This is a genomic window from Paenibacillus sp. LC231 (assembly GCF_001860525.1).
Taxonomy (GTDB): domain Bacteria; phylum Bacillota; class Bacilli; order Paenibacillales; family Paenibacillaceae; genus Paenibacillus_AQ.
This window is the reverse complement of the sequence record NZ_JFOM01000010.1, coordinates 226,134-237,957: the sequence shown is the minus strand read 5'-3', so window position 1 is coordinate 237,957 and position 11,824 is coordinate 226,134. Positions and strand designations below refer to the sequence as shown.

11 protein-coding genes are annotated in these 11,824 nt (G+C 38.7%); 9 read left to right on the top strand and 2 right to left on the bottom strand.

All coding sequences use genetic code 11. The features are described from left to right. A partial coding sequence (locus tag AK95_RS33380; protein WP_162487510.1) for an IS3 family transposase occupies positions 1 to 91 on the top strand: 91 nt, incomplete at its 5' end. Between the two features lie 346 nt (positions 92 to 437). Here the strand turns inward: AK95_RS33380 and AK95_RS07130 are convergent. Then, the gene (locus tag AK95_RS07130) at positions 438 to 2,057 is read right to left on the bottom strand and encodes a hypothetical protein (RefSeq protein ID WP_071219283.1); all 1,620 of its coding nucleotides are present in this window, start codon (positions 2,055 to 2,057) and stop codon (positions 438 to 440) included. Positions 2,058 to 2,647: 590 nt separating this feature from the next. Here AK95_RS07130 and AK95_RS07125 point away from each other — a divergent pair. From AK95_RS07125 to AK95_RS35120, 7 genes are all read left to right on the top strand, one after another. Next, a complete protein-coding gene (locus AK95_RS07125; protein WP_071219282.1) occupies positions 2,648 to 2,914 on the top strand; it encodes a DUF6809 family protein in 267 nt (88 codons plus the stop codon). A 236-nt stretch (positions 2,915 to 3,150) separates the two neighbouring features. Continuing rightward, the gene (locus AK95_RS07120) at positions 3,151 to 3,459 is read left to right on the top strand and encodes a hypothetical protein (RefSeq protein WP_071219281.1); all 309 of its coding nucleotides are present in this window, start codon (positions 3,151 to 3,153) and stop codon (positions 3,457 to 3,459) included. Beyond that, positions 3,416 to 4,135 carry an AAA domain-containing protein gene (locus AK95_RS07115; RefSeq protein WP_083397551.1) on the top strand — a complete coding sequence of 240 codons (720 nt, stop codon included), beginning with the start codon at positions 3,416 to 3,418 and terminating at the stop codon, positions 4,133 to 4,135. The genes AK95_RS07120 and AK95_RS07115 overlap by 44 nt, the downstream gene beginning before the upstream one ends. Positions 4,136 to 5,112: 977 nt before the next feature. Beyond that, entirely contained in the window at positions 5,113 to 6,012 is a 900-nt protein-coding gene (locus AK95_RS07110; RefSeq protein WP_071219279.1) for a sigma-70 RNA polymerase sigma factor region 4 domain-containing protein, read from the top strand. Between the two features lie 585 nt (positions 6,013 to 6,597). Continuing rightward, entirely contained in the window at positions 6,598 to 6,858 is a 261-nt protein-coding gene (locus tag AK95_RS07105; protein WP_071219278.1) for a colicin E3/pyocin S6 family cytotoxin, read from the top strand. 436 nt (positions 6,859 to 7,294) lie between these two features. Then, positions 7,295 to 8,488 (top strand): hypothetical protein, encoded by a 1,194-nt coding sequence (locus tag AK95_RS07100; RefSeq protein ID WP_083397550.1) that lies wholly within the window; start codon positions 7,295 to 7,297, stop codon positions 8,486 to 8,488. 117 nt (positions 8,489 to 8,605) lie between these two features. Further along, on the top strand, positions 8,606 to 8,734 hold the full coding sequence (locus tag AK95_RS35120; protein WP_268801958.1) for a hypothetical protein: 129 nt from the start codon (positions 8,606 to 8,608) through the stop codon (positions 8,732 to 8,734). 1,165 nt (positions 8,735 to 9,899) lie between these two features. Here AK95_RS35120 and AK95_RS07095 read toward each other — a convergent pair. Then, positions 9,900 to 10,808 carry a hypothetical protein gene (locus tag AK95_RS07095; RefSeq protein WP_071219276.1) on the bottom strand — a complete coding sequence of 303 codons (909 nt, stop codon included), beginning with the start codon at positions 10,806 to 10,808 and terminating at the stop codon, positions 9,900 to 9,902. A 100-nt stretch (positions 10,809 to 10,908) separates the two neighbouring features. Here AK95_RS07095 and AK95_RS07090 point away from each other — a divergent pair, with 100 nt between their 5' ends. After that, complete coding sequence (locus tag AK95_RS07090) at positions 10,909 to 11,814, top strand: ABC transporter ATP-binding protein (RefSeq protein WP_071219275.1); 906 nt, start codon at positions 10,909 to 10,911, stop codon at positions 11,812 to 11,814. Positions 11,815 to 11,824 lie beyond the last annotated feature (10 nt).

The window sequence follows — 11,824 nt, the reverse complement described above, 5'->3', positions numbered from 1 at the left end:
ATATATTGAATACTACAATACCAAACGGTTAAAGGCAAAATTAAAAATGAGTCCGGTACAGTACCGAACTCATTTTGAGAAAGCTGCCTAATGAAATAACCGTGTCTAACTTTTGGGGGTCACTTCAGTTTTGGTTTTTCATCACGTCTTACTTCCCCGAAAAGGTCTTTTTTAGCGACTGTAGCGGTAAAAGCGTCAAAGTGGTGCCGACCAGCAAAATGTCCGCTGTGTCCAGTTTGAAGATGACTCGACATGCTCATTGTATATGATGACTTTTTCAACGTAACTCTCGATGGATTTCTTGCCCATGAGCGACACAATATGCGCATGATGCTCTAGACGATCTCGACCAAGGCGGATGTCAACTTCGTGCTGTCGAAAATTCTAGTCAGGCGTGAAATGGTTTATTTTTGTAGTAGCTAAATGAGGCCTAAGACCTAAGTTAGTTCCTTAAGGTAGTACTTTTCTAATAAGCTTACAAATCCAGTGGTCGCTCGCATACTTTCTAAATTTTCGTCTGATTTGATAAGAGAGAGCAACTTTTTTCTATCATAGTAGCAATCCAGCTTCTTTGGTTTTAGCTTACTCTCATTAGTTTTTTCTAGCCATGAAGTTGCTTCTGTAGAAAAATTAGCAGAAGTTATATAACATGCCCTTATCTTTGATTTATCATAACCAAAAGCTGTCAAAGGCATTGTATATTTTAATTTAGCGTGAGGTAAAGTTTTCCCGAAGAACCATTTCACAGTATTTTTTGTTTGGTTATCACCCAAGTTTACAATGGTAGTATTCTTAAAACCCTTAAGTTCAAAAATAATAATTTCATCATCACGTTGAACTATTACATCATATTCGTATGGTTTTAATATTTTTGAATGCTCTATCCTACTGTTATGAGGGAAAAGGTTTGATATGACTACATACATTAACGATTCAAACATATCACCTTTCAAGTTCTGTAAGTTGTCGAGATGGCCAGTCTCATCCATTAATTTTAATGATTTTTCGACATTTTCTACGATATCATTTGTATTATTGTCGTCGTGTTGAATCGGTTTATTAAGTGATTTCTGAAGTGAATCCAATCTTTGAATTAGTTCCGTTACTTTCCTTCCGAAAATACTTTGTAATGAAAAGTGGAGAAGGTTTAATCTGCCAATTTCCTTTTTAACTCCTTCATCAATATCTACATAAAAAATAAAGGGTAGAATTTTTCGTACTCCAGATTGTGTACTGTTTCTTACAGATTGTATCCGATTATAAAAACCATCTAGGTCTACTTTTAAGTATTCGCGATGAACTAAGACATCTAAAACTACAAGTGTCTGCTTCTCTTTTTTACCGACATTTATTGCGAAGCCGGTTGTATTTGTGTAGGTACATACATCCCACAAAAAATCATTGTGTTTTGCGCCAATAGAAGGGTTATCAATCCGCCGATATAAAGGGGATTCAGAATCAATAAAATTATGCTCCCTTAACCAACGCAATATATCTGGGATAAACATACTATCAAGGCGCATTTTTTCGTAATGCAGTCTCATTAAACGAGTTATTTCAGGACTATCTTGTAGTTCCTTTATAGCTAGATATGTAATATCTCTTTCTTCATCTTTTACCGAATAAAGAAAATCATTAGAAATCAACTCTTTAATTTCTTCATCCAACTTAGTGAGTTTATATCGTTCAATGTTTTCAACTGGGGTTGCTGCAGCTTTCCTCGCCTCATAAAACGATAGAATGTTTCCTTCTTTTTTTAATAATGCGAGCGCACGGTACATTGAAGGCTTATATTCTTTTGATAGTTGAATCAATGTATCTAGATTTAGATGTTTATTGGGTGCCATATAAACATATTGGTTATTCTTAAATTTAAAAGGATGACTATTTTTAATTAGCTTCTTATCAACTGCTCTCTTAATAAGTTGTCTAGCGTAAACTCTTGAAATGTTTAGCTTCTCACTAAGAAAATCTACCAATTCTGTTGCGGCTAGGAAAATGTCACCTTGAGAAAAAAGCTCCTTAATAGTATTTTCCCATGAAAGTTCCTGATTCAATAAAAATCCCCCTTGATTTTTATGGCTATAAATAATATAGCTTAAAGGGGAACAAGTTGTCACGCTGCCCTTATTAAAATATTATTCTTTTAAAAAAAGGTGAAGGTGAATTTTTTAAGAATGTTGTAATTACAACTGTTTTAAACACACACATATCATTTTAGCTGTCACGGCTATATACTATGCCATTTCCCAACCAGCTTACTTATACAAGAATGGGGTTGTTTTATATGTTTGTTAAAACCGCGGACTTCCGACTTGAAGAAGAAACTTCCTCAGAATAACTCTTGTTTGGACCTCCTGTTTTCCCTATGGAAAAAATCCCCTCTAGCAAACAACATGTACCATCTTAACAGATGTCTCTTTTTCGTTATCTACCATGAGGGGAGAATACTAATATGAGATGTTTTTTTATTTATCCTGTATTAAATCATAAACAGATTATTAATTTTCGCTGTTCTATTATGCTTCGGTTTTATGTTCTCTCTTAAAGACTCCGAATTACGCATAAGCGTACCACATAGTATATTAACCTATGTTACACTAACCTTATTATTTAAAAGTCTTAAGCACAAAAGAAGGAGAATCCCATGCCAAACTTCCTGGAGTCCCTATATTACGGAAATTTGAATCCTGTAGAGAAGGCTGTTTCCACCGACCCTCAGTATCGCCAATTGAGTCGGCAAATATCCGAGTCTATGGATGCCTGGAAGAAGAGGCTTTCAGAAGATGAGTTTCGAGAGCTCGAGGATCTATTAGATTTATATCGACAAGTCCAAGGGCTGGAAATGACGGCTTCTTTTACTGATGGTTTTAGGCTAGGAGCGACGATGATCATTGAGGTGTACTCTGAATAGGCTGATTAGTAAGAACACTCATAGAACTGCCGTAAAGACACGAACCACATGTCTTTTTTATACCGTAAAACATTGACTATCAGCCCTTACTTCCCATGCCCTTACAAAGGAATTTCACACTAATCGCCTTTAGATAAGGTATCTTCGCTCTAATAATCCTTTACACGGCAGGAATATATCCCCAATTCATAGAAGACTCTGTATATAACATCGATTACAGATACAGAGAGGCTGCTATGGACCAAGAGAAATTTATGATCATCGTTAAAGGTGATGACAAGACAGAGGATGTATCTTCATACGAAATGGATCCTCCAATAGTAAAGATTATATATAAAGGTTCTTCCAAGGCTTATCCTTATCAACTCAATGATATACAGTTATTGACGCCGACCGTTCAGGACATAACAGAGGGTATGGCTGTTTTTCACGATGAATATCCTTTTTATAATGTAAAAAGGGTGCTAGATTTCGGTCCAAAGATTCGGGTGTGTTTCAAAAATGGGAGTATTAGTACATACGATAGTGGTCGTATTCAAAGTTAGAAGCAGTAGTACCCAAAATGCTGAAGGACGTCAGATTCTGAACTATTGGCGTGCGATTTCAAAATATGCAAAGAGTGAGGATGAGCAGGAGAACAAGGAAGCTTTTCTGGCCAAGCAATTTTCAAAACTACATTATGTAGATCCGGATAGTGTTTTGAGTCATTATCTTCTGAAAAAACCTATAAAAAGTGATATCCCGGTTACAAGCAAACCGATTTTCCCGTTTAGGTACAATTTGAGTCAAAAGGCCGCGCTTGAGCAGGCTTTAAAAAGTACCATCAGTATTATAGAAGGCCCTCCGGGCACGGGTAAAACCCAGACGATCTTAAACATCCTTGCGAATCTGGCGGTTAAGCAGGGGAAAAAGGTAGCGGTTGTTTCCGGTAACAACGCTGCAGTTCTGAATGTGCAAGGAAAGATGGAACGGCAAGGGTATCACTTTTTTGTAGCTAGTTTGGGAAATCAAGAGAACAAGAAAAAGTTTTTTGCCAATCTGCCAAAATGGGATGTATCGGAATGGTCAAGTGAGTTGTCAGAGGACGAATTAAACGCCAAGCTACAAGATTTGGATCAACGTATTCAACGTTTAATGGAACTGGATCGGGAGAAGGCGAAGCTTATGGAGAAGCTGTCGGCTTATTTGCTTGAACAAGATCATTGCCGTCGCTCGGGATAATAATACGTTTTGTGGTAATAAGATGTCGAAAGGCCGGCAAAGCTCCAACTATTGTGTTTATTGGATTACCTGGTAGCGGTAAATCGACTACTATTAAGCAGATTATAGGAGCATCAGGTACTGCTGGTGCTGATCCATTGAATCTTGATAGTCCTGGGACTCCAATTCTTTCTCAAGCTCCTGAATTGAGCATTATTATGCTAGGCAGGATGTATCGCCTATAGAGAAGTTGTCATTTTACCGGCAGACACCAAAGCGCATTTTGGAGTTTATGAAGGACAGCTTCCTGGCTGTAGAGATGAAAAGGAAATATAAGCTCCTATATCAATTCAAGTTGTTCTTCAGGCATGGTTTACGGATTTCAAACGATTGAAGGAGCAGGGGCTGGAAGTCATCTTGAATGTTCAGCGTGAATTTTACAAGTTGAAAGTTAAAGAGTTATCAGATCGTTTTTCAGATCGAGTCAAAGGGTGTATATGGTTTCGCAGGTCTGTATGATGAGTGGAAGGATCCGGATGTACAAGATAATAAAAGCATTCAGGAATTGTTATCACCTTTCCCTTCAGAAACATGCTGTCTTATCCAGTTTCTGCTGCAGTAGGAAACGTTAAGAATACGGGTTCAGAATTAATAGATGAGATTCCTTTAAACTCAAAATAAGACCCCCTGGGGAAGGGGAACCAGTCAGTAGCTGGCTACTCGTTTACATACAGCCATTAAGGAATTTCTGATACTATCCTATAATAGGAGCATGGGTATTAAACAGATTTTATGAAATATATAATAGCCCTTCTCATAGCGCAATATTTTGATTCGTCGTAGGTTTGTTATAGTAGGAAATTTACTTGATCTCTCAGTTTACCAATTCAGCTGCCTTCGAGGTATAGGTGAAAGTGGCAGAAGGCCATACTTCGAGCTTTACTGGAGCATGCCATTCCGAATAATAAACCTGAGAATTAGCGTAAGAAGGTGGACTCTTGTTTAATACCTATCAAATTACAGGAATACAAATAACAGGTAGGCCTGTGAATGAAACATTACAAGCGGTAAGTGAGAATCACGCTTTGAGTATCATATACAATAAATATGGAAAATTAGCGGATCTCGGTGTATCAAAGATCAGTTTCCTGGATGCTCCATTTGAAAATATGTTAGAGGTAAAGAAATACTATAATAGATCTAATTATGAGGATAGCGATATTTTGGAGATGTTGATTCAGTTAAAAGCCAAGGAAGGCAACCAAGCTCATTATGAGGCTGTTAAAGAACACTTTACGCCAATCTTGAATGCTGCGGTGAGTGATTATCGTTATAACGATCTTTCCGCTGCAGACAAAGAAGATTTTAAAGATAAGCTAATGTATGACATCATCAATGAGTTCACTGAAAAGTTCTCTGCGGATCGAGGAAGGCTATTATCATTCATTAAGCTGAAGGTCCGAGATCGGATGAGTGTATATTATGATCGTAAAGTAAATGTGAATTCAAACAATAAAGAAAAGAAGAGATCTAGATCTGAAGCCGTAAGAGAGTATATAGAAATAAGTACCTTACCACCACAGGATGAAGATATAGAGGCAGCCCGACTGAGTTTGATAAGCACAATTCAGCTAATAGGCAATATGGATCTAAAAGGGATCCCTCGTAAACGTATTGAAGATACGCATGAGCGGATTGTTGATCTAAGATTGGATTATCTCTTGAACTTGAAGAGGCAAAGGGAAGTCTACACACTTGCCTATGGGCCAAATCGGTTCAAACAACGGGATATAGCTGAGCTATTAAACATTACTCAACCCACGGTGAGCCTCAATTTGAAGAGAGCTAAGAGGAACATATGGGTGAAAATCATGAAAATAAATTTGGAAGCTGAGTAAAACGTCTATATTTTTAAGACAAGCGTGTGAGATTTATGCATGTATATATGATATATATATTTAATTAATTTTTAATAATATTTAAAAGCGGGGGGCTCTGACGAGCCGTATTCTGTATGAACTTTATTCGTAGTGACCACCGATCCATGGGAAAGGACTATTTGATTTAATTTTTTAAATAACTGAATATATATTTAAACTAAGCTCCCCTTTTGCCAAATTGGCGAAAGGGGGAGCTTTTTTTGTTTCCACTACATTCTTTTTTTCACTACAATTGCATACCCACAGGCCCAAGTGACTGCTTAATAAGCAGCTGCTTGGGCCTTTTTTTTGTTTTTACGGCATTTTACTTGTAAAAAGTGCCGAGCAGCCAGCTATATATATGAATCCGTTTGAAAGGGGGAGAAACATAATTTAGCGGTCTCTTCTAACTATTAAGGATAGGGACCATATCCAGTAAGCCCAGAGAAGCCACAACTAGTGGCCTTCTTTGGGCTTTTTTTGTGTCCAAAAATAACTGAAACGATGAGGCGCTAGGGAGTTCCCTGGCGTTTTTTTCGTTTAACAAAGGAGTTACGAGAATTGATGAGAGAATCGAGTGTTAACTGGGCTCAAATGCCGGCAAGCCAATATCCTTTTTTAATGGATAAGGTGCCGACCAACCGTAAATGGAAAAAGGAACGGATTTACCAGGATCGGAAAACGGGGAACTTCTACCACAAGGATGGTCTACATGGGGAAATTGAAGCCTACGATCGAAGAGGAAAGCACATAGGGGTCCTGACGGCCGAAGGGGACAAGCATCCCATCAAAGGGGCCGTTTCTAGAAGAAGGATCCCTGTCTAAACATAATCGCAAGGTCCAAGTGGACTGCTAAGGCAGCCTACCTGGACCTCGTGTTGTATTCTGTACTGCTAATGTCTTTAATTTATTTAATGTATTGGTTCGATCGGGTTCTGAGACTGTATCTAAAACTGACTTTATTGGTTCTAACTCTTTTAACTTGTTAAACAGCTTTTGAGAATCGGGAGCAGACATGGCAGTGATGTGCGTGACGAGGTCATCAATCTGTTATGACAAAGTAATCCTTTCTTCTACGATATATTCATTAACCCCTTGATCATACCAAAAAGTTCCCAGAATTGTTTGTCTTATACTCAGATAGATTGGTTTGTAACTACAGATTGAACTCGCTATTAATAATTTTTTTTCGATTTTATGGAACAATGAGCAGAAATATTGCCGTAATATAGTTAGAATGAATTTTGGGGGGATGTGTAGTATGGAAGAAATAACTGAAAAGGAATTGTGGGAAACAGAGCTTACAAAACCGGAAAGCAAATACTGTCCCAAACTGGGGAATTTATCTTCTGCCTTTATTTTTCAGTACGTTCTGGTACCAAATGCAGTCAAAAAGCCTGAGTATGTCTATATCAATGAGGAATATTACGACAAAGAAAAAACAATTGAACTTGATAGTTTTATATCTCAGTGGAATTTGACATGGGAAATGGGACAAATACGAAACTTATTTTTTGAAAAGGATATTCCTGAAAATCTACAGTGGTTAAGGCGTTTTCAAAAGGAGAATGTTTACTTAATTCCGGAGCTCAAAAGGAACAGATACTATGCGTACTCATCGTTATATCATCTACTGCCAGCTCGAATCTTACTTGCTTTTGGTTTACCGCTCTTAAAATCCGGTATATGGCCTCATTCGCTACGGAATTGGATAATCGAGAGAAACCTTCCAATAGATTTTGATCTACGGTTATCTAAAGCTTTCGCTTATTATATATGGCCAATACTTAATGCTCGTACTAAAATGGAGTACTTTAGTGAAGACGAGCCAATTAAAGTGTTGGCTCATAATCTGGATTTCTGGCTTCCTTATGTAAATATGGTTATTGAGGATCGTCTGAAGCAATATCCTCGAGTGGAAGTCGAGAATCAGAAACAAGCATTAGTTTTGGAAAAAGCTAGAAACAACATTCCTGAGAACATTTCAGTTTACCGACCACTCATGGGAGGATCTATCTGGGAAGGTGAGGATGAAGCCTGGGAAGTATTAAATGAGGTAGTTGAACGTGCCGATTCGCGAGGAGTACTTAGATCCTTGATTGATGATGTGAAGTCAAATCGTGTACAAGAGGATTTCTCAAATAAGTGGTCGTACGAACGTGAAGATTTTGAGCGAAAGCTCTATAAAAAAAGATCCAAATATAAAGTGAAATTTGTTGAGCTTTCGGATACAATTCCTGTCATAGGCCCATACAGTGAGGTCGAAGATAAGATGTTTTGGCAGGATCTCATGACTATCTTAGATCATAAAGAAAAGCAGGTTGTGGTCTTGCTTCGCAATGGGACCACGAATTTATCAGAGATTGGAAGAGAACTTGGCTATGCAAATCACAGTCCAATTTCAAAGGCATTACGTAAAATCCAAAAAAAAATGCAAGATCTTGAACAGATATAGGACCGATTTGACTTGGAATATCTTAGGACAAGACATATATTAGATGCTATAATCATAAACAAGGACAAAGTGCGGTGGAGCGATCACGGCGTAACCTCTCGTAAAGGGGGTGATCCCATGATCGCCCTTGTGGAGCTGCTCGATATTCTTAAAGGTATTGCAGCCACTCTGAGTATTGTGCTCAGTGTTCGGAAGCTGTATCGCTGGATGCGTCGAAAGCTAAGCAAGCAAAAACCCACCATATAATAGGTTGACGGCCTTCGGTGGGTTTTCTGCTTAAATAATTATTTTGTTGTCCTGCACGCCGTGAGGTTTCACAGCCTTTGATCCTGTTAGAGTCTTCACCGCGCCAACGGTGGAGGCTCTATTTTTTTATTATAGTTAGTAATTCCTGAAATATACCTTTGTTTCCCTTAGTGACACTTATTTTCCTTGTTTAAATATAAAATACCACATAAGATACTACCTTGTTTAAATATACAATACCACATAAGATACTACCTTGTTTAAATATACAATACCACATATGATACTACTTCGAAAGGTTAACTATCTGGAAAAAGCGGAAGAAAATTTGTATTACATCGATTTGCTTACACCAAAGTGCCCTTTTAAGGCGGTATTCAGCAATTGAGAGGAAACATACACTTATATAGCATAATTCCGCCCTACTCGTTACCTTTTACTCCGAACCGTTCACTTTGTATACCGGACGCTTCCTGGTGTTGAGGATCTGGATGCGGTCGTGGAGTAGGAATATTTAAACATGGGAAGTTGAATTCGTTGAAATATTCGTTTTTCTGTGTGAAGTGCAATGATTATTTTTCAGATGTTATTTAAAAAGCTAGAGAGAATAAAATAATGAATACATAGATGTTTGGATGATGATCAATGTCTTAGGTATTGATAATTTTACGAAGTGTTCATTTTTCTTTGAAGTACATTTGCGCAAAAGTCGTGTTTTGTACGTATGTCGAAGAACTTGTGCTGATAAAACAAAAAGCCGCTATTTTATTTAGCGACTTTCTATGGGACCATGTTCTTGTCCCTAGACAGGCGGTCATAGGCAGCCCATTGATGACGGCTTTCATCTCTCATAACCATGCGATGTCTTTATTAGTGAATGATTGTAATTATATTAAAACCTTAATTAAGTTAATCACGGCTAGTAAAAAAGGTCGCATGGATATCTTGTCTATAAGTCCGTATTCCTCTTCTGTGCATCAAAATACACTCCATCAATTTCTCCCGTTTCTAAGTTGAAAGAAAGATCGTCAATTTTGAATACCTCTGGGATATCGGAGGTGTCTCTAATTTTTTCAATGTTTTCATCGGGTATCCTTTTTATTTCTTCGTTTGAGCAAGCAGTTGCAATGGTCAGGAGTAAGAGTAACGCAGTTAATTCAAAGTCTTATACTTCCAAAATAATCTGATGATTGAGACGAAAAATAAGCACATCAGATGAATTCTTGCTGTGCAGTTCAGTTTGATCCGCTGGATCCCCAGTCCACTGATATGTCCCAGATATCCACTTTTTCTTTTGGGATCGGATTTGTATGGTGCAGCCTGACGTTAGTCGCTGTTCCTGCACATAGTGCGCCCATGAGCCGGTATCTGTCTCCTTCTGCAAGGTTATTGGTCCCTTTACTTGAATAGGTGCTGTTTCTATAGTGAAATGCACCTGTTCCGGCATATCTTTCCAGAAATCAATTAAGGCGTCACGGTACCGATCTATAGTAGTATCAGGAATTGATAAAGCAATCTCATTGAGCGTGCTACTATACAGGTCCATAATCAATGTGCCGCTAACATCCCGAAAATAATCAGGTTGAATTTTTTTTAACTGTTCAGCTGCCGTTCCATCCCCATGTTTAATCACATTTTGAACCAATCGGAGCTCATTAATCATATCCCAGGATAATGCAGATTCTGGTGGCCAATCGCTTTCTGAAAAAAGTCTCTTTATATGTCCAAAATCGGTGCAAAAATCTTTAAATTGCACTTCCTTGCCTTTACTATACAGTTTATGATAACGAGTAATTTCCCGGAAAGACAACTCACGAATCTGCTGTTTCCATACCTGATATAGCGTGGCTAATGTCATCATATAGGTGTTACACTTCATCAGATTTAAAGTTTGCCAGTAACCAATACCGAAGTCGCGTGCCTTTTCCACGAAATCAGCTTGATCATGCCGATCTGGATCGAAATAAGCACCTATTTCATTAAAATTCTCCCAAGGCTTTCGGTTTTTTAGTTTCAAAAAAGAAGGGCCTAGGGGTCCTTCTTTTTTTGCTTTCTTTTTTCTGACATTTGTCATAACCGGCTTGTGACAACCCACACTAATTGATTCTCGCGCTTTTTCAATATAATGAGGACATCAAGTAACGAAAGAAGAAATTAGCGGAGGTTAGGACAAAATGACAAAGGCGATTGAATGTATAAATCTAGTAAAGAAATTCGGCGATTACTGCGCCGTTGATCATATGAATCTATCATTTGAGAAAGGTCAAATAACAGCATTGCTCGGACCGAATGGTGCAGGCAAGACAACAACCATTTCCATGATACTCGGAATGATCAAGCCAACATCAGGAGAAGTCAGGGTCTTGGGGATGCCATCCGGCACAAAAGAATTACGGCAGCGCGTCGGAGCGCTTTTGCAGGATGTTAAAGCAGCAGATGGACTTACGGTGAAAGAAGTGCTTCAATTGTTCCGCAGTTATTATCGTAATCCGATGTCGCTAGAGCGATTGTTAGACATTTCGGGTCTCCACGCGGATCAGAAACGACGCGCATCCTCGCTGTCTGGAGGACAACGCCGTAGATTAGCCTTCGCCCAAAGCTTGGCGGGAAATCCAGAGCTTCTCCTGCTTGATGAACCAACTGTCGGAATGGATATCGAGGCTCGTGGCCGCTTTTGGGACACCATCCAAGCGCTGGCAAGTGACGGACGTACGGTGCTCTTAACTACACATCATTTAGATGAAGCTGATGCTGTCGCAGATCATATCGCAGTCATCGCCAGTGGACAGGTTGTTGCGGAAGGGACTCCAGAACGTTTAAAGGCTCAAACAGCACTTAGAACCGTTTCATTTCGAGCGGCGAACGCGCCAGCGGAGCAGGAATGGCTCACATTACCTGGTGTAGAAAAGGCAGAATGCAACGGCGAACGAATTCGTCTGTATGCTCAAGAGACCGATGTATTGTTATTTACACTGATGCAGTCTGAATGGGGAATTTCAGATATTGATATACAATCTGCGAGCTTAGAAGATACATTCCTAAGTCTTACAGGTACACATAAACCAACGATTATACGATAATAAAACATTT